The sequence below is a fragment of the Cyclobacterium sp. 1_MG-2023 genome (assembly GCF_030546805.1).
Lineage (GTDB): Bacteria > Bacteroidota > Bacteroidia > Cytophagales > Cyclobacteriaceae > Cyclobacterium.
Window position 1 is genome coordinate 608,012 of the sequence record NZ_JAUOPC010000001.1, and the last position, 21,399, is coordinate 629,410.

Here is a 21,399-nt window from a genome sequence, read left to right on the forward strand (position 1 = left end):
TATTGTTACATTTTCAGTTGAATTACAATCGAGAAATTAGTTTTCAAATACGCTATTGATGGTTGAATATATGTAAAACTTCAAAAAGATGGCTACAAAGCAACCATCTTTTTGAAGTTTTATTATTTCTACGGTATTTAAGGAGCTACATCCCACCAAAGACGTGTACTTACTTTGTCTCCACCAGGTCCTAATAAAGATACTGCCGCATCCACAGCATTACCATTAGAAGTTCTCTCCAAGTCCAGAAATACAATTCTTCGGATCATTTCATCCGCTTCGATATCATCATTGTCAGAATGAATAAGTGGATACATTTTAGGATAGCCTGATCTTCTCATTTCTGCCCAAGCTTCCATTCCATTTGGAAACAATGCCAACCACTTTTGGGTACCGATTTGTTCTCTTTGCTTTTCAGGATCTGTAGAGAATTTCACAGGTATATTTGTCAACGGAGGTGTATCCCATCCATTTTCAGGAGCCGGTGCTATAGGTAGGCTCGTTCCATTAATATAATCACTGATAACAGCATCATCCATTATTCCCCAAGTACGCAATGACATTTCAATGCCTTTATTATAAAATTCTTCGGCAGATCCACCCATATTCCAGCCATTGAGTGCACCTTCTGATCGGAGAAAATAGGCTTCTGCAGAATACATTACCGTCATTGGATTTGTACTTTGATTTTGAGGGTGAAATATCGGGCTAACGTTTGAGGTATAATCGTAAGTATTATACCCAAGTGTTTGTTCGGCAGGGATCATCCCGCTTCTTGCCCCTCTCCATGCACCATCTGCTTTGGCCGGTTCAAAATAGATAGAAAGCCTAGGATCATTGTATCCAATTAATAGACTCTCCATATTCGCACTCATCCTAAATTCGTTCCATCCGGTAATGCGGTTCAGTCCATTAAAATTCGCCGAGGTTGGAGCCATGAAGGCATCATCTGTATAATCTTCCATTACACCACCTGCCAAGGCAGCTTCCGCTTCCGCTTTGGCTTTCTCCGGTTCAACTTTTGAAATTCTTAATGCAAGGCGCAAACGCAAAGTATTTCCAAATTTCAACCATTTTTCATTGTCACCTTGATAAATAAGATCCTTTTCCTGATAAGAAACGATGTCCAAATTATTTTTGAGGTCTGTTGTCGCCTCTTCTAATTCCTTAAAGAAATCGTAATAAATATCCTTTTGAGAATCATACGCAATTTCCAATCCATCAGAACCTATCTCAGAATAAGGTATTGGACCAAAATAATCTGTTATCCTGTTCATAATAAATACCCACCATATTCGTGCGATTGCATTCAATGTCGGAAGGTCTCCACCATTTGTCTCATTGACAATGGTAAACAAGGAGGGCAATGTGGACACATAAGTTCCTGTCCAAAAACTCCTCATCCATGATTGATTGATAACATATCTATGCGAAGCAAAGGCAGGCTGTGTTCCTGCAAAAAACTGTGCATAGGTATCTGCTGTCAAATTTTGACCAGTCTGATAACTACCTTGGTTCCATCCTCTATACAAGGCATTTGGGAACAATGATTTTACGTCCTCCGGACTTAGGGTCTCAAGACCTGTGGGACTAGTATTGCGTTCTTCAAAATTTTCTGTACAAGCACCCAATACGCTGGAAATCACTAAGAATCCAACTATAAATTTTGTTGAAATGAAGGTTTTACAGTTCATTTTTTTGTGTTTTTTAATGGAAGTTTTCATAGTTGTTGATGGTTAAAATGTCAACTTTAAATTCACCCCCATGCTTCTTGTTGTCGGCAAAGAATTGTATTCAGTACCTCCTGCATTTCCTGTTCCTAAGAGCAACTCAGGGTCAAAAGGGGCATCTTTGTATAAAAACAATAGATTCCTACCGGTAAAGGATATTTTAGCTTTTTGTATAAATTTGGTTTTACTAACCAAAGCATCAGAAAAACTATAACCCAAGACTACTTCTCTTAATCGAAGGTTACTCGCTGAATAGGCATAGAATTCACCTGCGGGATATCTTTCCCCAATGCTCCCAAAATAGCTTTGGGAAGTAATACTCTGAGTATTTTTTTCTCCGTCAACAGTATAAGCATCCAATATTACCCCATCTTCACGCCCCCATAAAGAAGCTTCAGAATGCCCATCAGCATCCAATAATGCTTGGGTTCCTCCAATTACAGTTCCTCCATTTCTATAGTCCAATAATATACCTAAAGAAAGGTTATTATAATTGAATTTATTGTTGAATCCCAGGTTGTAATTTGGATTAAAATTTCCTACATCTACTGATTTTCCACCGGTAAGCATAGGGCTTCCTTCATCATTTACCAGAGGTCTTCCTAAATCATCTCTTTGCCAACCCACCGCATACATGTCACCATAACTGCCGCCTACTTGGGCCAGCACCAATACCTGTCTGTCATCTGTAAGTACTGCTGAAGTAATTTCATCCGTTAAGCGAATGATTTTATTGTTGTTTTTCGAAAAATTAAACATGGCATCCCATACAAAATCCTTGGTCTCTACAGGAACAATATCCATAGCTATCTCAACACCATTATTATTGATCAAACCTGCATTGATATATTGACTACTAAACAGAGATGCTGCAGGGGTAGCTATGGTAATCAATTGATTTTTAGTATCTGTATAATAATAGGTAAAGTCAAAACCTAACCTTGCCTCGAAAAACCTCCATTCGGCTCCTAATTCAAAGGCTGAAGTCATTTCAGGTTTATAAGTAGGCAAAGAACGTACAGTTGGCGTTCCTATCAAACCTCCCCTTCCAACTGAATAATAATTCCGATCTCGATATGCTGCGCCACCCGATCCTGAATAGGCTAGAGAAGCACGTACTTTACCATAAGTCACCCAGTTTGGCATAGAAACCATATCTGAAATAATACCTGTTAAACCCACTGAAGGATAAAAATAGGATTGGTTATCTTTAGGAAGTGCTGAAGACCAGTCATTTCGTCCTGTTGCTTCTAAGAATAGGTAGTCATTATATGCAAGTGTAGCGGTACCAAATAAAGACTGTACTTGAGGGCTTTTATATAACGAATTGGAAGTTAATGGTGCTTTTGCATTGCTTAGAAAAAAATAATTCTGCTTGTAAAGTCCATTAGATTCTATAAACATAGAAGATGTACTTCCTTGTTGTATCGCTCCTCCTAAGATTACAGATAGATCCAATTTACTTGATAAACTTCTGTTGATTGTCAATAAGGCGTCAATGTTGGAATTTTGTCTGGTATAATCTCCTACATCATATATAGAACCTAAACCATAGGTAGTGTAAGTATCATTATATACTTTCCGCTCTGTCTTCTCCATGGTCTTGTCCAAACTACCACGAACTTGAAGATTAATCCAGTCATCAAACTCATACCTTACCTGAAACAATCCGATCAATCTATCTTTTTGTTCATAAAACAAATCTCTATTTAAATTCCAATAAGGGTTGGATAGAATGGAGGATCCTGGTTTCCAGTAATTTTGTCTTTCAATACCAGTTTCATCGATATAGGCATATTCCTGCATCGCGCTAAGTGGTATGGAGGTTGGAGACCGATAAATGGAAGAAACAGGGTAGCCACGTTCTCCTGTATAGGGCTTGTTATTCACTTCCTCCTGTATATAGGTCAGCTTGGTGGTAAAAGAAAGCTTGGAAGAAATTTTGTTGTCTATTTTCAGGTCAAAATTATGCCTTGTAAGGTCATGATTTCTCAAGACACCCTGAGCATTCGCATTGCCATAGGAAAAATAAGTAAGCATTTTTTCACTTCCACCACTTGCACTTATAGAGTTCATAAGGGTTGTACCCGTTCTGAAAAAGTTGTTTAGGTTGTCAGGTTGCCCAGTTAATGGAACAGTATCACCATTCCATAAGGTAACCTCTTGTCCCTCTGCTTTAGGACCAAAGCTATGCTCTGAGCTGGGAGAGTAAACGCCTCCATCTCCCTGACCATATTCATATTGTCTTTTTGGAAGAGCAAATGCCTGGTCCATTGTAATCCCTCCATTATAATCTACGGTAATCTTTCCCTCTTTACCACTTTTCGTAGTAATGATGATCGCACCATTTTGTCCGGCACTTCCATATACGGCTGCTGCTGAAGCACCTTTCAACACAGTCATACTTTCGATATTGTCGGGGTTAATCATTCCGATTCCCCCACCACCATCTCTACCACCAAAACTACCTCCTCCGGATTCTCTGGTACTGTTATTCAACGGAACACCATCAATAACATATAAAGGTTGATTATTACCGGTAATGGATCGGTTTCCTCTAAGTAGCACTTTAGAATTACCTCCAGGACCGGTAGCACTACGCGTAATGGTTACCCCGGCTACTTTGCCTTGAAGGGAATTGATAACATTGGTTTCTCTAGCTTCATCCAAACTTGAACCATCAACAACCTGAGCAGAATACGTCAGGGATTTGGCCTCTCTTTTAATCCCCATGGCTGTAACCACCACTTCGGAAAGGTCACCTCCTATTTCTTCCATCACCACATCAATTACAGTTCTTCCCCCCACCGTTATTTCTTGGGTTTCAAATCCGATAAAAGAAAAAACAATTACTGAAGATTCATTTGGAACACTTAGGCTATACTCTCCATCCAAATTGGTTACTGAACCTGTATTTGAACCTTTTAACAAAACATTAACACCAGGAAGAGACTCACCATTCAGGTCAGTAACTTTCCCGCTTACCGTTACCGCTATTGGTGTAAAAGTATTGGTCTCGACGGTATTCCTTGAATTTGAAGCTGTTTGATTATTATTAAATTTAATTTTCTCTAGAGGAAAACCTGTTTGGTCTTCACTCGAATTTAGCTTTTTGGTGTTTTCAATGTTTTCACCATGAACAGAACTGCTTCCCTGCTTAGCTAGCCCTTGCGCCCAAGAGCCATTTATCCAAAGCAGGAGAAACAAAAATGTACTGTATATTTTAATCATCATTTAAATAGTTTTAGTGGATTTAAAATAAAATGTTAACTCTCCTGCATGCGCCAAGAGATTAAGTAATGGGCTATTACTTTCTGTTAAGGGCCATGAAAAAATCATTTTACCTCAAAATTTCATAGATTTATTTCAAGAAAATTCAATTCTAATCGTAAAATGCTTGGTAATATTTAGTCAAAACATGATTAATTTTTAGTGTACGTTACCAAAAAATTATCATATAATATTTTATCTTCGCTGTGGATAATATATTGAAAGGATTAAGGGTAACTATCATATATTAATTTGATAATCAACAGACTAAACAACTATTGAAAGAAAACAATCTAAAAATAAAAACTCGCTAATCCGGAAAAAAATCACCCACACCTATGCAAAATCAGGTTTATAATTTATAAAGTTCCTATTGGGGCAGATAGGCAATATTTTTTTCTTTTTACACGGTTAATTTCTGAGGAATTGAAGCTATTATTTCCAACTTTAAACAAAGTCGAATAAAATAACACCACTTCAAATTCTAATCTTGATCCATTAAAAGAAGAGAGGAAAACTGTATAATTTAAAAAAATGAATAGACCTTTATTGGGTCTCACGTCGGAATACATTAATGAAGAATTAAGCTTAGAAAAACCAGTCATTATTAAATTTGTAATATAAAGTGTTCTGCCTACCTAAATAAAAACATATACCTGATATTTTTTGAATAATAATAAAATAAACGGTATAATTGGCGGATTTACTTTAAAAAACCACCATTTATAACTTAACAACCTAGGCATAAATGCTAAAAACAAATACCATGAAAAAATCCATTATCCTTAAAATCTCAATAGTAATCCCTCTAGTTTTATTGACTTTTATAAGTGCTTTCGCACAAAAAAAACCAATAATAGGTGTAGCCGGAATTGCCCACGAATCAAACTCATTTAGCAGTCAATTAACGACGCTTGATTTATTTGATTTCAAAAAGGGGGAATCTCAAGAAGAACTGGCTAAAAAGTTCTTCTCATTTGCAAATTCACAAACCATAAGTTCAGGCTATATAGAAGGTTCAAAACGTTTTGGTTTAGAACTTTACCCAACCGTAGTCACCCGAGCAAGACCTATGGGGCCAGTTACGGACAATGCATTCAATACGATGGTGGCTGAGATAATTAAGCAGCTGAAAGCCGGCCCTAAATTAGACGGCATTTTGCTTAATCTTCATGGTGCAATGGTTGTTGAAAGCTACCCTAGTGGAGATGAAGAAATAGTCAAAAGGGTTAGAGAAGCATTTGGACCAAAAATGCCGATCATAGTTACGCATGATTTTCATGCCAATGTCACACCGGAAATGATTGAGTACTCAGATGTTTTAATCACCTTCAAAGAAAACCCTCATTTGGACACTTTTGACCGTGGCTTACAAGCGGCAAAAATCATGGCTGAAATGGTAAAGGAAGGAGTTAAACCTACCCAAGCCATCGTAAAGGCCCCAATGGTATACAATATCGTTTATCAAAGTACTTTTTCTAACCCCTTGCTTCCTGTCACTACTGAGAGCAAAGAATTAGAGAAAAATGATAAAATCCTTTCTGTGAGCGTTGCCGGAGGCTACCAGTACGCTGATGTACCTTGGATGGGTCCATCAGTCATTGTTGTCACAGACAATGATGCTGAGCTCGCACAAAAGGAAGCCCAAAGACTTTCTGATAAATTGTGGGATACGCGCCATGAAACTGTACTCAAAAGCCCTCAACCTGCAGAGGCTGTGAAAATGGCCATGGAGCATGATGGACGACCTGTTGTCTTGATAGATATGGGAGACAATATTGGAGGTGGATCCACCGGTGACAGTTCATTTTTATTGGAAGAATTAATCAAACAAGGAGCTCAAGGTTGGGTGATGGTAATAGCTGACCCTGAGGCATATGCTGTGGCCGAAAAAGCAGGTATTGGCAATGATTTTGATTTTGAAGTTGGCGGTAAAACTGATGATATGCATGGCAAGCCTGTAAGAATCAAAGGCCATGTTCGTTCTCTCAATGTTGGGCGATATTTGGAAACTGAAGTACGACATGGTGGTGGAAGATACTGGAACATGGGACATACTGCTGTAATTCAGTTGGAAGGATCCACTTTGGATGAACCTAACTTGGTATTGTTGACCACATTGGCCTCTAGCCCAAACAGTGCGCATCAATTAATTTCAAATGGAGTATATGTAGAAAGGCAAAAAATTATTGTAGCCAAAGGTAACATTGCACCACATGCTGCTTATAAACCATTTGCTTCAAAATTGATACAAGTAGACAGTCCCGGTTCAACCGCTGTTAACCCTACTTGGTTTACCTTCAAAAGAGCACGTAAAGGAATGTTTGGCATGGGAGATTACTAATTGGTCTTCTTGATGGAGATAAATTAGAAATCAACAACTATGATAACTTCTGACAGTTGAAGATATGGATAAATGCCCTCTTGGCGCTGCCGAGAGGGCATTTACATTTAGCAGCTTTTTAGTGCACCTTGTGACCGGTTAGAAGTTCTTTTACCTCTTCGTAGAATAGTTCAATTGCTTCATGGCATAAATTTTTCACCAATGGAGTGGATTATTTTTTAAGGCAAAGCCAAGACAAAACTTCCACCTACTCGCAGAAGACCAATTGACTAGGCTCAGCACTTTGACCTGGCTATCTTGCCTTCAAGCTCAATGTTAAAACCCTTCTCGGTATGAAATAAAAGTGAATTTACTCCTTTAGATTAATACCACAGTCAATAAACATTTAAGCCATTTTCCCCTAAAATTTTTCCCTTTACAGCCATTAATAAATCAAACTTTATTTTTCAATTTCTTTTACTGGCTGCGGGTCTACAGAAAGTTTAGAAGCATCATCTTCATCGGTAGGTGCTGTCCGCCACCAATTGGCAAGGAAGGAACCGGATATATCCATCCATGTGCCAAAAATTGCAGGGAAAAGCCCTAAAGTAGCTGCTTTGCCTAATTCAGAAGCTATTCCTGCAGCCATCCCTCCATTTTGCATCCCTACTTCAATGGCAATCGTTCTGCTGTCAACCTTATTCATCTTGAATAACCTGCAACCCCAATACCCCAAAACATAACCACAAGCATTATGAATAATAGCAGCAAGCAATAAAAGTAGACCAATTTCCAAAAGGCTATCTCGACCTGCTGCTACAATCACAGCAATAATAATTACATTGGCAGCCATGGCCACAAAAGGCATGGCGGTATGCATCCAACCAGCCTTGTCCTTAAATATCTTGTTGAAAACCATTCCGGCCACAATCGGAACAAATATCATTTTGATAATACTAACCATCATCTGGAAAGAGTCAATAGGGATAAACTGACCTGCCAAAAGTTTCATTAACAATGGCGTTAAAAAAGGAGCTAAAATGGTTGTAAAAGCCGTTAAGGTAATGGATAAGGCAAGATTCCCCTTGGCCAGAAAAGTAATAATATTGGAAGACACACCACTCGGTGATGAACCTATTAGAACAATTCCTGCGGCTATTTCAGGTGGAAAGCCCATAAGAAGAGCCAAACTAATGGCTAATATAGGCATAATGGTAAACTGAGAAACCAATCCAACGATCACCCCTTTAGGCATTTTCAGAACCCCTTGAAAATCCCTTATGCCCATGGTAGTCCCCATACCAAACATGATAAGTTGTATTAAAGGAACAATAAACCCCTCTGTATCGTACTCTCCTACTTCAGTAATATAACCTGGATAAATCATGCTTATGGCCACAGCAGCAATTACCCAGACGGTAAATGAAAAGCCTTTTAAACGTGAAAATCCTTGCATCCCAATAAGCAGGAAAGCAAAGAAAGACAACACAAGTAAACCGGCCAATTCTTTGTTGGCCATTACAAGCATCAAAATAATTCCTAATAAAGATATTCCTGCCAGTACAAGTGATGTACTCCATAGCTTATGCCTATTATTCATGGTGGTTTTTCTAAGTGGTTTTGAAATGGTTGTTGGTATATTCCCTTAATTGTACCTAAGCTTAAGGCAAATTGCCTTTTCTGTAAAGATAGAAGGGTTTTCAATAATTAGGGGCATATACAAAACCTTTTACTTTAAAAAATTGGTTTTAAGGTAAAAAATAGGGTCTTCAGGTAGGATATGGTGAAGAGTGATGGGGTGAGTGGGTGATTGGTGATCTGTGATGGGGTGAGTGGGTGATTTAGTGATCTGTGATGGGGTGAGCGGAGATTGGTGGAATTGGTTTTAAAATTGCCTATTTCGATGAAAGATGGCTTAATAACAGAGGTTAATGGAGAGTTGTTGATTCCCTGAATTAAGAAAAACATAATAGGACTCCGGTTTGGAATTTTTATTTCCACAGTAAAATTCTCCCGAAAATCCATATCCTTCCTTAGGCTTACCCAAAAGGTTATAATCCATCTTTCCATTCTTATTGTTATCATGAAAAACAGAAATCATGTATTCTCCAGGTTCCAAGGCAGGAAGTTTAATATGTGCGGCGTCGATAAGTGGGACCTGAAATTTTTCAATAGGCTCCAATTCCATCATTAAATTTATGGGTTGTTTTTTAAAAACCTGGACCCGCACATCTCCTCCAAGATCTAAATTCAAATTACTTAAATTCAATGTTGTTTGATTATAATCATAAAAGGTAAAGGAAGAGAGTAGGATGGTATAAAGGAGTATTATGGCAATTTTCATTTTTTATCAATTAGAATTTTAGGACTTTTTATTAAATCAATATTTTATTTATACCCAACCTTTTGAAACCATACATCCGCTAGGTTAATATTCAAGACAATACCATGGGTTGTCTCTCTGGAAAGAAGAGAAGTACTTCCTTGCTTTTCATACTGGTATGATAAATTCAACCTTGTGAAACCTTGGATGGGAATCCCAATACCGGCCGTAAGTCCCCAACGATTTACCGCTTGATTTTGAAATTGATAGTTTCCGGTATCATAATACGCACCTACAGCGTAACTCAATTTTTGAGGAGATCGATAGCCACTAGAAATCGGTACATATTCTATCCCTAGGTTAACTTGATGCGCAGCTACATAATCTTCCCAAGAATCAGGAAATAGTTTGTAGTTATAATCTGCTGCAAAAATCCAACTTTTATTCTGATAGGATAATCCTGCTTTAATTGTCTGATAAAAATCTATTTTTTCCTTATCCCCTGAAGATTCAAACAATAAGGTATCTGAACCCGAAAGTTGAATTTCTTCAGAGATGGTTTCCACCATATATGCAGGAGCCTGATAGACCAAGCCCATCAATAGTTTTTTGTCTTTATTTTGATAAGCTACATATTGTAAACCCAAATCCACCCCTGCACCACTATAGCTATTTTTTATGTTCAACTGAAAATCATCTATTGATCCATCTCCATCACCTTCTAGTGCGTAGGAATTATTATTATTAATTATACCGAAAGCATAATATGGCCTTATACCCAAAGAAAGCCGAGGATGTAAAGCATAAGCGTAATTAATATATACTTTACTTATGTCGCCATAATTTTTAGTTAATTTAGAATATGGATCATCAGAGCCCACAAAATAGGTGGTTTCCATAAAACTGTTGTCAACACTACTAAGAGGTGTAATACCAAAATTAATAGTAGATTTTTTTGAAAGCCGCAACCAAAAAGCAACATGAGACAGATTCGTCCTATTCACATCAATATTTTCATCAGAAGTTGCGATGTTCATCATCTGATATTTCACATCTGCATCAACCATAAAATTATACCCACCGAATATCCCAACGTTTGAAGCGGGGTTAACAAGGTTTAGGAAATAAGGAGATTGCACTGCCACTCCGGTTCCCCCAAGCCTTGCAGCATGTCCTACATTGTCATTATTAATTAAGCCTATTCCATAGGACGAATATAAGGAACCATCTCCCCTTTGTGCCAACAAATTTCCTGTTAGCAGTAGGGACATAAGACATAAACACAGCGATCGAATAGGAAAAGTCATTTTGATTTTTTCGGAAAGCTAGGACTACAAAATGAAACATGCTTCTATAATAGCCCTAGAGGCAATTTGTATAGACGAAATTATCCTTTTTACCGCCCAACAAGGAAAATCTACCCTATCACCGCTTTTTGAAGGATCATAGATTACAAAAGGCCTTTCGTCGAGAAGATTGACACTTATGTCTATTTTATCTTATTAATCAAGGAAGATTGATTTGGTTTGAGGCAAAAATTAACTCTATGCAATCAATCTTCAGATCAATCAAATACTTCTGCATGTCTGCTTTGGCTTTACTAATGACAGGGTGTTTTGAAAATGACATCCTTGTCCAACCTGAGGTTATTAAGGACGATGATCAGCTGGATGTCAGTTTGATCGAAAGCACAGACATTCTATTATATAGTTATTTTAAAGACAGTTTAGTAACCAATGATAGAAGTAGTTTTTTATTGGGCTCTTATGAAGACACCATTAGGGGAAAGATTGATGCCGTACCTTATGTACAATTTGGTGCTGAAAGCAGTATACAGATGAACGATGAGGCACAAATGGATTCCGTAGTACTTGTACTTTTCTACGAAAGCTTTCACTATGACACTATCCCTGTTTTTGATCTCAATATTTATGAATTATTAGAAAGCCCGGAACCTGATGATGATGGAGATATCTATAATTTTCAAACATTTGGCTACGAGTCTACTCCATTGGTTAGCAAAGCAATTCAAGCTTTACCCCACAAGGACTCCCTTACAATCAAATTACCATACCAATTTGGACTTGAGCTTTTTGAACAATCAAAATCCAGTAGTTCTATCTTTTTTTCAAACGATGATTTGGAAGAATATTTTAAAGGTTTTAGAATTGAGTCAGTAGGTACGGGACCTTTACTAACATTTGCTGAGACGTCCTATATCGGTTTTTATTATAAATCCTCAACGGACATTTCTCAAACCAATTCCTTCTTTAAAATTACAGTGCAAAGTGGCACAGAGCAATTTACAAACCTGACAATAGATAAATCCTATGGGATTTTTCAAGGTTTTGAAGCCTATACAAATATAAGTTCCGAAGCAACTTCAGGGACTTTAATGGTGGATCCACTTTATGATTCAGGAATCAGAATCGAGTTCCCGGAAACCCAAAGTCTTAAAGAGATTTCCGAGAGTTTCTTTATTTCTTCGGCCATACTTCACTTACCTGTGAAGCCGGGAACTTATAATAATTATTTCAATACGCCATCCTTTTCAATCAGTGTATATGTCGTGGATAAAGACAACGATATCATTGGTTCTTTAGGTACTGTAGGCATGACTGCTTTTGATGATCAATTTCACGAAAACACCTACTTTGAAATTCCTGTAAAGGACTTTATTGACAGCCAATTAAGTACAAATTACGACAATGGAAATGCGCTATGGATAACCATCCCACAGAGCACTTCATTTACCACGAATTATTTGGCTTTTTCTTCCCATTCTACAACACAAAAAATAAAACTAGATATTGTATTTCTTCCTTTAAATTAAATTATTATGAATAAAACACGTTTGTTAATAGGAGCTATTGTTGGAGTTTTTTTCCTAGGAGGTTGTATCAGCGATGATGAATCAACTTCGGAGGGTAATTGGGTCCAGAGATCCTATTTTGAAGGTAGCAACCGCTCCAATGCTGCCTCTTTCTCAATTGATACCAGAGCCTTTGTTATGGGAGGTTATACCGGAGATGAATATTTAAATGATTTCTGGGAATACAATGCAACAGGAGATTATTGGATCAAGAAAGCAGATTTCCCAGGAGAAGCACGTAGCAATGCCGTAGCTTTTTCTATTGATGGAAAAGGCTATGTAGGTACCGGCTATGACGGCACAAATAAGCTCAATGATTTTTGGGAATACGACCCGGAATCGGACACTTGGAAAGAAGTGGCATCTTTTGGAGGAACTGCCAGATACAATGCCATTGGATTTTCACTTGTTGACAAAGGTTATATAGGGACCGGATATGATGGAAGCGAACAGAAAGACTTTTGGCAATATGACCCTGTTACTGATTCTTGGACGCAAATAATTTCTATGGGAGGTGCCAAACGCCAAGGCGCATCTGTTTTTGTAATCGATGATATCGCTTATATAGGAACAGGAATTAATAACGGATCTTATGAATATGATTTCTGGGCTTTGGATGGCAACACTTTAGAATGGACAAGAAAAAATGACCTGGACTATAGTGATGACTATGCGATCGTAAGAAGTGAAGCCAGTGCATTTTCTATTGATTCTTATGGTTATATTGTAGCCGGATCTATTGGTTCTGTAATGGGTAGTACTTGGGAGTATCATCCTAGCGACGACACCTGGGAAGAAAAAACACCGATTGAAGCTGTCTATAGAGCCGGTGCTTCTGCTTTCTCTGTCAATAGTAGGGCTTATGTTTTATTAGGTAGAAGTTCTAGTCTTAGGTTTGATGATATCTATGAGTTTCAGCCTTTTGTTTATTATGATGAAGAGGATTAAATTGATCAAAGCCATATAAATGCTTCAAATTGAAAAAAAAGTAATTCTAAAGACATTGGTTCATGTCTTAATACTGGGAATAATATTATTCCCAGTATTTTTTATTATTTCCAATAAAAGCGAAGTTATCAGGCCAAACTTTCACCTTAACATTCCAAATAGCAGCATTGTTATTTTCTATTTAATAAATATTTTTTGGTTGATCCCAAAATTAATTTTTGAAAGAAAATATTTGAAATACACGCTATTTATCCTCCTTTTTTTAGCCTTGTACTTAACTTTCCAATATACCTTTTTGGATTTTATCTCTATACAAGGTGACCGACCGCCTCCTAGGTTTGAGGCAAGAAGAAATCAAATGTTTAATTTGATTCCTTCCATTTTTAGGTTTGTTTTGATTATGGCTTTGGGAACGGCCATTGAACTGATTGCCAAGTTTGAACAGGAGCACAAAAGATATGATGAATTAGAACGGCAAAAAATCATCAAGGAGCTCAGTTTTTTAAAGAATCAATTTAACCCACATTTCCTATTCAATGCGCTAAATAATATTTATTCACTGGCCAGTAAGAAATCCGAAAACACCACTCCTTCCATCATGCTACTGTCAAACATGCTGAGGTATGTATTGTATGAGTCCGGAAAAGAAAAAGTACCCATTCACCAAGAAATAGATTTTATTAAAAATTACATTAACCTTGAAAAACTTAAATTTTCGGATAGTAATGCCCCGCAAATTAAATGTTACTTTTCCTTATTGAATGAAGATTATGCCGTAGAACCACTGCTATTCATTACATTGATTGAAAATGCATTCAAGCATGGTATCAGTTACGTTACCCCATCCTTTATCTTAATTTCATTTACCGAAAACAACGATGAAATATTGCTTTCCGTTATCAATAGTGTGGGTAAAAGGGATGATGAAAATATCAACACCAACAAAACCGGTGTAGGTCTAGAGAATTTAAAGAAAAGATTGGAATTGTTGTACCCCGGTAAGCATAGCTTTAAGCAGATTTATGAAAACAGTACTTTCAAGTCTTTTCTAAAAATAAAGAAATGAAAATCAATTGTATAATCATTGACGATGAGGTATTGGCATTGGATATTTTGGAGGATTATATCTCTAGGATGCCGATGTTGGAGCTAAAAGGTAGATTTGACTCACCTTTAAAGGCATTGGATTGTATCGTCCATGATGACATCAAGTTAATGTTTTTGGACATCAATATGCCTGATATCAACGGCATTAAATTTTATGAAAGCCTATCCAACAAACCCAAGGTAATATTCACTACTGCTTATAGTGAATATGCGGTAAAAGGGTTTGAAATCAACGCCATTGATTATTTATTAAAACCAATTAGTTTCAGTCGTTTTTTTCAGGCAGTGAGTAAGGTAATTAATATTCCTGAAGTTCAACCAAACCTTAGCCCCCAACCAAGTTTTCAGGAAGCTCAAAATGATGATTCATCTAAGTTTATTTTTGTTAAAGTAGAGCATTTCACCATAAAAGTGGAACTTAAAGACATTGCCTACTTGCAAGGGTACAAAGATTATGTGAAAATATATCTCATAGGTAAAGAGCAGCCAATACTTACCCTCAATTCAATTAAGCATTATGAGATGAGCCTTTTTTCTAAAGGCTTTATAAGAATTCATAAATCCTATATTGTTTCAGTGAATCAAATAGAGGTCATAAGCAGAAACAAAGTGAAATTAATTGATAAAGACCTACACATAACCATTGGAGGTAATTACAGAGATTTTTTCTATGAACTTGTAGTCAATAAAAACATTTAAATTTACCTACTTCAACCTTTCAATTACCGGTTTAAATTAAAACAACTGATTTCAGGTATTTTAGCAATAAACCTCCTAATACAGGAGGGCGATACTAAAATATCCAAACAACCTGATATTCTTACGGTCTCAACCCTTACCCTCATCAAGAATCCTACTTCATAATCCGAGTTATACTTAGTTACCACATATTACCCCTAACAAAAAAGGACATAACTTTTTATAGCTATGTCCTTTCACAGGTAATTAATATAGTTGGTCAATAATTCTTATTCATTGATAAAGTCTCCATCCTTTATCTCTTCACTTGCTTCCAATATCAGCTTGTCGTTCATTTTTAAATCTCCAAAAACTTCAAAGAAACCATCTGATTCTCTTCCTAAATTTACCGGGACACGCAAAGCTTTTTGATTTTTTTCAACTTTTATTACAAATTGACCTTCAGCAGAATCCATTAAAGCAGATCCGGGAACAACAAAGGTACTGTCTCTGGCATTCAAGGATAGGTTCACTTCAGCTACCATACCCGGAAGTAATTTCCCATCCAAATTGTCAATATCCATTTCTACTCGCTCTGAACGCAGTTTAAGATCCAATGCTCCTGACATTCTTGCTACTGTACCTTGAAAAGTGTCCGGTAGTGACTTGACATTAAAACTCACTTCATCCCCTTTCTTTAAATACCCGGTAAATAGTTCCGGAATAGCCACCGCTAACCGCAATTTGTCTTGTTGTTGTATCGTAAGCAAAGGCATGTCTGATCCTTTCCCGGCAGGGCCTACATAAGCACCTAGATTAACATTCCTCGAAGCCACCACTCCATCAAAAGGAGCAACGATGTGCAAGTAGCTCTGCATAACCTTTACTTCCTTATGGGCAGCCACTGCAGCTTGATATTGAGCGAAATCTGACTCTTTTTTTCCCTTTGCCATTTCTAGGTCATTGGTAGAGACAGTCCCTTCTACTTTGCTGGTTTCAAAAAGACGGTTATAAGTACTTTCACTAGTCTTATAAATGGCTTCCATGGCTTTTAATTTAGATTCAGCAGCCGCCAATTGGGAGTTGATCTCAGGAGCCTCAAGTACCACTAGAGAGGATCCTTTGATTACCTTCGTCCCAATGTCTACTTTTAAATCTTTAACATAACTGCTTACTTTAGCATAAATATCTACCTGTTGAAAACCGCTTAATTCTGCCGGCAATCGTAAGGCAGTTGTTAACTTCCCCTTTCCCAGAGAAAAGGTTTCTACGCTAGGTGATTCCTCAACAAAAACCTCAGCCTTGTTTGAAGTACAGCTGCCAGTAATAAGCAAGGCTACAAAAAGCGAAATAAGTGATTGAGTTGTTTTAGTTTTCATCTTTTGTTTTTAATACCGGTATATAATGTATGCTCTCTTGGTCTTCTGGGTCTAGGGATACGGAGTTTGTACTTGCTTTTTCTTGTGCCCAAGCAAATATTAAAGGTAGGATAAGTAAAACCGTAAAGGTTGAAAACAGTAGTCCTCCGATGACTGCCCTACCCAAAGGTGAGACCTGATCTCCTCCTTCACCATGTCCTATGGCCATAGGCAGCATCCCTGCAATCATTGCCACACTCGTCATAATGATAGGACGAAGCCTTAAAGCAGCAGCTTCTTTGGCTGAATCCAAGGCATTCCCATTGACAAGCCTAAGCTGTTCTGCATTGGTAACCAAAAGAATAGCATTGGCAATAGAAACACCTACTGACATAATTATCCCCATATAGGATTGAAGATTAAGTGTTGATCCCGTAAGGGTCAACAATAGTAAAGCTCCTAATACTACTGCAGGAACAGTAGTCAAAACCACAAAGGAAATTCTAAAAGACTGAAAATTTGCGGCAAGCATTAAGAATATTAAGACAATAGCTACAAACAAACCTACCTGCAGGCTACTCAGAGTTTCTGTCAAAACTTTACTCATACCTATCGTTTCCATAAATAAGCCTCTGGGCAATTCCCCAATGGAACCAATTGCAGCAGAAACATCATTGGATGCTGTCCCTAAATCTGTTTGATGGATATTAGCAGTTACCGTAATATAAGGCATGGCTCCAACATTGTCATTTTCTCCGTGAACAGTCGTGGGAGTGATCGTTGCTACATCACTTAAAACCGGACGCAATGAATTTTTTGATAGCGGAATTTCTCCAATATCCGACTTGCTTTTCATTTGGTTTAAAGGTACCTGCACTTGCACAGAAACAGAAATACCGGACTTTTCATCAATCCAACTGTTTTTTTCCGTATACCTGGATGAAGAAGTGGATGCTATCAGTGAGCGAGAAACATCATCCATATCCACGCCCAATTCCGCTGCTCTGGTACGATCGATTTCAATGTCCATGGCAGGATAATGAATGGGCTGACCAATTTGTATATCCCTCAAATATGGAATTTTTTCAAGCCTTTCAATCAGCTTTTTGGCATAGACTTCATTACGTTTCTTGTCTTTTCCGGCAACTCTCACCTCTATAGGTGTTGGAGATCCTTGACTTAAAACTTTATCTGTCAGCTCTATGGGTTCGAAAGACAACTTTACTTCAGGAAGAATGGATTGTGCTCTCGCCCGTAAGTCATCTTTGAAATCATCCATATCAACCTCATAGTCTTTTAAACTAACTTGAAAAACAGCTTCATGGGATCCGGCAGTAAAAAGGTAAATTGGGTTGATTGAAAATTGGGATGGGTGCTGTCCTACATAAACTGAAGAGATCCCAATATGTTCTTTACCAACCATTTCATTCAGTTCATCCAATAAAAGAATAGCCATTTCTTCTGTTCTCTCGATACGTGTGCCATCTGGGGCGCGCATTCTAAGTTGAAATTGGCTTGAGTTTACTTTTGGAAAAACATCTTTACCTATGGTAATTAGCAATACTCCGGCAAGCAAGGAAATTCCTAAAAGATATATCAAAGTAGTAACTTTCTTATAAGGAAACAGGCCATCTAGAAAATGCATAAACCGAATGCGAAAACGTTCAAAAAAACTTATTTTCCCATCTCTGTTTAAATCTTCCCGAGCAACCATTTCTTTTTTCTGATCGATAACATTTCTTTCAGACTCAGGGCTTAATCCGGTGGCGTTAAATATTGCCTCATCCTCTGAAAAACCTGCAGAATGAGCGACTTTGGGATGCTCTTTCATTAACCAGTTGGCCAACACAGGCACAAAAGTCTGAGACAGTAAAAAGGAAACAATCATAGAAAATCCTATGGCCATTGCCAAAGGTAGAAATAAGGCTCCTGGTATTCCTGCCATCGTAAAGGCCGGGGCGAAAACGGCCAGAATACTTAAAAGAATAAGCAATTTGGGCAATGCAATTTCTTTACAAGCATCCCAAATGGCAAGGGCTTTAGGTTTACCCATATCTAGGTGTTGATGAATATTCTCAATGGTCACTGTACTTTCATCCACCAGAATTCCTATGGCCAAGGCTAGCCCACTTAAAGTCATCAAATTAATGGTCTGACCAAATAATTTTAAAAACAACACCCCGGCTATAATCGAAATAGGTATGGTCATGATCACTATAAATGCTGCCCTTTTATCACCTAAAAATAAAAGCACCATCAAACCGGTAAGCACAGCACCAATGACCCCTTCTGTCACTAAACTTTTTACTGAATTAATCACGTAAACTGATTGGTCAAATTCATAAGACAATGTAATGTCTTCCGGTAAAGTGCTCTGAATCTTGGGCAATTCTGCTTTTAATTTATTTACTACCTCCCATGTGGAAGCATCAGCTGCTTTCGCAATATTGATATACACAGACCTTTTTCCATTGACCAAAACATAACCACTTGTAACATCTGCGCCATCTTTGACGGTGGCAACATCCCCTAAGGTCAGGTTTTGGACAGAACCTTTGAACAAGGGAATCTTTTCAAAGTCTTTAATATCCTTAATACTGGTATTGGTAGGTGTTATATAATTTAAGTTTCCAATCCTCACATTTCCTGATGGAGCGGTTTGGTTGTTCAATCGAATGGCCTCTACAATTTGATCCGGTGTCATATTGTGAGACCTTAAAAGGTCAGGATTGACATTTACCTCAATGGTTCTGGGACTGCCACCAAAAGGAGCCGGGGAAAGAAGTCCAGGAATGGAGGTGAAATTTGCCCTCACATAATAATTGGCAAAATCTTGCAGTTCATTATTAGACCTAATCTTACTTCCCAAAACCAATTGGCCTACAGGCAATGATGATGCATCAAACCGTATAATAAAAGGGGGCTGAGTCCCTGGAGGGAATATTACCTGAATCCTATTGGCAAGGGCTGTAAGCTCAGCCGCTGCTTGTGCCATATTCGTGTTTTCATAATAGGTCAACTTCATGATCATCAGGCCTTGAATATTTTTCGTTTCAATAGATTTTACTCCATTGGCAAAAGATAAAATATTAATATAGCCCTTGGCAAAATAAGATTCCATTTGGTCCGGAGTATACCCTCCAAAAGGATGGGCAATATAAATTACCGGTAAATTCATTTTAGGTAAAATATCAATCTTGATATCCTTTACTGCACCAATACCAAAGAAAAACACCCCGGCTACCAGTACCAAAATTGAAATGGGTTTGCGGAGAGCAAAACGTATTAAATTCATGTGATTTAATTAAAATTCGTTTATAAATAATTCGAAATCACCAATTGCGGCAACTTTAACCAAGTAAGATTGCCATACACTAGTATTGACAATATCGCGATCGATTTCGGCACGATTTAGTAAGTACAAAGCCTGCGTCAAATCTGTCAAAGTGGTCAATCCATTTTGGTACAAGGTCATTTTTTGCCTATAAGCTTGAGCTGCTGCTTTCACTTGAATAGGAGCTTCAGCATAATTTTCCATGGCAATTTGAATTTGCTCATTAGCCAGTTTTAATTGTGATTGTATTTCTCTATCCAGTTGCTTGTATTCCTCCTTCACGCTTTCAACAATTAACTCTTGTGCTTTTACTTGTTTCTTTATTCTAAATGGGCTCGTCAAATTCCAGGAAATGCTTGCTCCAATTAAATAATTACTTCTGTAGGGCTTAATACCATCCCAATAGTTTCTTGTAAAAGCATCTTGGTCAAGGGAATAATTGGAATAAAAACCTGAAGCACGGGATTGAAAAACACCAAAAACGTTCATGCTAGGATAATAAAACCGCTTCGATAACTTCACCTGCTGTTGATTGAAATCTACCTTGGTTTGCAAAAACTTTAACGATGGGTGCAAGGCTTCTTTACCTGCTATATTGATTAATAGTTGCTTTGGAATTTTGCTTACAAATAAGGTGTCCGCGATAAAATCCAAGGAGCTCACTCCCATTAAATCAATAAGCCGATTGTTAAATTCCTTCACCTGAATCCTTGCTTGGTTTATAGCTATTTTGGCCTTGGATACTTCTGCCGTTGCCATTGTAGAGTCTACCCCTGCCTGCAATCCATTTTTCACCCGTACAATAGCCGTTTTTAGAAATACTTCCGCACGCTCAAGGTTTTTCTGCTGCGAAATCAACATCCGTTGACTCGCCAAAAGGTTTAAATAGGCAGAAGCAATTTTAATTTTTAATTCAAATTTCTCTTGTTCTAGATCATGTACTTGAAGCCCAACATTAATTTTTTCAAGATTGATCTTTTGCTTTACTTTTCCGAAGGTGAAAAAATCCCAATTAACATTACTCAAGTACTGAGCTCCAAATGCTGCATTCCAGTTTTGCTCCGGTAAAGTGGGGCCCGATGATGCTGCATTACCGATCATCCCGTAAAAAGATCCGTACTGTCCATTGATTGTACCAAAACTATGCTGTGCTGAAATATTGACATCAGGTAGGTAATCTAGTTTGGCTTGTTTCAAAGACTCTTCTGAAGCACTAACAATCTTCCCTTTTGATTTAATTGCGCCATAATTCTGTATGCCTATATCAATGGCATCTACCAAAGAAAGATCTTGGGCAAAACAACCAATAGCACCAAGGCTGAATAGAATTAATGAGGTAAATTTTTTAATACACATAAAATTCAAATATGAAATTCTGTATCAAAACTATACCTATTCCATATATGATCCGCTGTTAAAGTGCTGTAGTAAAATCATAAATGACTAATTCAATTCG

13 protein-coding genes are annotated in these 21,399 nt (G+C 37.6%); 5 read left to right on the forward strand and 8 right to left on the reverse strand.

Features of this window, described 5'->3' with window-relative positions; all coding sequences use genetic code 11:
- Positions 1-137: 137 nt before the first annotated feature.
- Both Q4534_RS02255 and Q4534_RS02260 read right to left on the reverse strand, forming a co-directional pair.
- The gene (locus Q4534_RS02255; RefSeq protein WP_303611543.1) at positions 138-1,694 is read right to left on the reverse strand and encodes a SusD/RagB family nutrient-binding outer membrane lipoprotein; all 1,557 of its coding nucleotides are present in this window, start codon (positions 1,692-1,694) and stop codon (positions 138-140) included.
- A gap of 42 nt (positions 1,695-1,736) precedes the next feature.
- Complete coding sequence (locus tag Q4534_RS02260; protein ID WP_303611544.1) at positions 1,737-4,964, reverse strand: SusC/RagA family TonB-linked outer membrane protein; 3,228 nt, start codon at positions 4,962-4,964, stop codon at positions 1,737-1,739.
- Between the two features lie 802 nt (positions 4,965-5,766).
- On the opposite strand from Q4534_RS02260, the gene Q4534_RS02265 reads away from it, so the two are divergent.
- A complete protein-coding gene (locus Q4534_RS02265; protein WP_303611545.1) occupies positions 5,767-7,344 on the forward strand; it encodes a M81 family metallopeptidase in 1,578 nt (525 codons plus the stop codon).
- A gap of 439 nt (positions 7,345-7,783) precedes the next feature.
- Here the strand turns inward: Q4534_RS02265 and Q4534_RS02270 are convergent, their stop codons facing one another.
- The 3 genes from Q4534_RS02270 to Q4534_RS02280 all read right to left on the reverse strand — a co-directional run bounded on the left by Q4534_RS02270 (position 7,784) and on the right by Q4534_RS02280 (position 10,917).
- Entirely contained in the window at positions 7,784-8,923 is a 1,140-nt protein-coding gene (locus Q4534_RS02270) for a bile acid:sodium symporter family protein (RefSeq protein ID WP_303611546.1), read from the reverse strand.
- A 315-nt stretch (positions 8,924-9,238) separates the two neighbouring features.
- The gene (locus tag Q4534_RS02275) at positions 9,239-9,667 is read right to left on the reverse strand and encodes a DUF2141 domain-containing protein (protein ID WP_303611547.1); all 429 of its coding nucleotides are present in this window, start codon (positions 9,665-9,667) and stop codon (positions 9,239-9,241) included.
- A 44-nt stretch (positions 9,668-9,711) separates the two neighbouring features.
- Positions 9,712-10,917: a hypothetical protein gene (locus tag Q4534_RS02280; RefSeq protein ID WP_303611548.1), complete on the reverse strand. Its 1,206-nt coding sequence runs from the start codon at positions 10,915-10,917 to the stop codon at positions 9,712-9,714.
- A 275-nt stretch (positions 10,918-11,192) separates the two neighbouring features.
- On the opposite strand from Q4534_RS02280, the gene Q4534_RS02285 reads away from it, so the two are divergent.
- The 4 genes from Q4534_RS02285 to Q4534_RS02300 all read left to right on the forward strand — a co-directional run bounded on the left by Q4534_RS02285 (position 11,193) and on the right by Q4534_RS02300 (position 15,272).
- Complete coding sequence (locus Q4534_RS02285) at positions 11,193-12,479, forward strand: DUF4270 family protein (protein WP_303611549.1); 1,287 nt, start codon at positions 11,193-11,195, stop codon at positions 12,477-12,479.
- A gap of 6 nt (positions 12,480-12,485) precedes the next feature.
- Positions 12,486-13,466 (forward strand): kelch repeat-containing protein, encoded by a 981-nt coding sequence (locus Q4534_RS02290; protein WP_303611550.1) that lies wholly within the window; start codon positions 12,486-12,488, stop codon positions 13,464-13,466.
- Between the two features lie 358 nt (positions 13,467-13,824).
- Complete coding sequence (locus tag Q4534_RS02295) at positions 13,825-14,532, forward strand: sensor histidine kinase (RefSeq protein WP_303611551.1); 708 nt, start codon at positions 13,825-13,827, stop codon at positions 14,530-14,532.
- Positions 14,529-15,272 (forward strand): LytTR family DNA-binding domain-containing protein, encoded by a 744-nt coding sequence (locus Q4534_RS02300; protein ID WP_303611552.1) that lies wholly within the window; start codon positions 14,529-14,531, stop codon positions 15,270-15,272. Before Q4534_RS02295 ends, Q4534_RS02300 begins: the two co-directional genes overlap by 4 nt.
- A 269-nt stretch (positions 15,273-15,541) precedes the next feature.
- Here Q4534_RS02300 and Q4534_RS02305 read toward each other — a convergent pair whose 3' ends face one another.
- From Q4534_RS02305 to Q4534_RS02315, 3 genes are read right to left on the reverse strand one after another with little or no spacing between them, the layout of a single operon-like run.
- Entirely contained in the window at positions 15,542-16,630 is a 1,089-nt protein-coding gene (locus Q4534_RS02305) for an efflux RND transporter periplasmic adaptor subunit (RefSeq protein ID WP_303611553.1), read from the reverse strand.
- Complete coding sequence (locus tag Q4534_RS02310; protein ID WP_303611554.1) at positions 16,620-19,904, reverse strand: efflux RND transporter permease subunit; 3,285 nt, start codon at positions 19,902-19,904, stop codon at positions 16,620-16,622. Before Q4534_RS02310 ends, Q4534_RS02305 begins: the two co-directional genes overlap by 11 nt.
- A 9-nt stretch (positions 19,905-19,913) precedes the next feature.
- Positions 19,914-21,299, reverse strand: a complete 1,386-nt coding sequence (locus tag Q4534_RS02315) for a TolC family protein (RefSeq protein ID WP_303611555.1) — start codon at positions 21,297-21,299, stop codon at positions 19,914-19,916.
- Positions 21,300-21,399 lie beyond the last annotated feature (100 nt).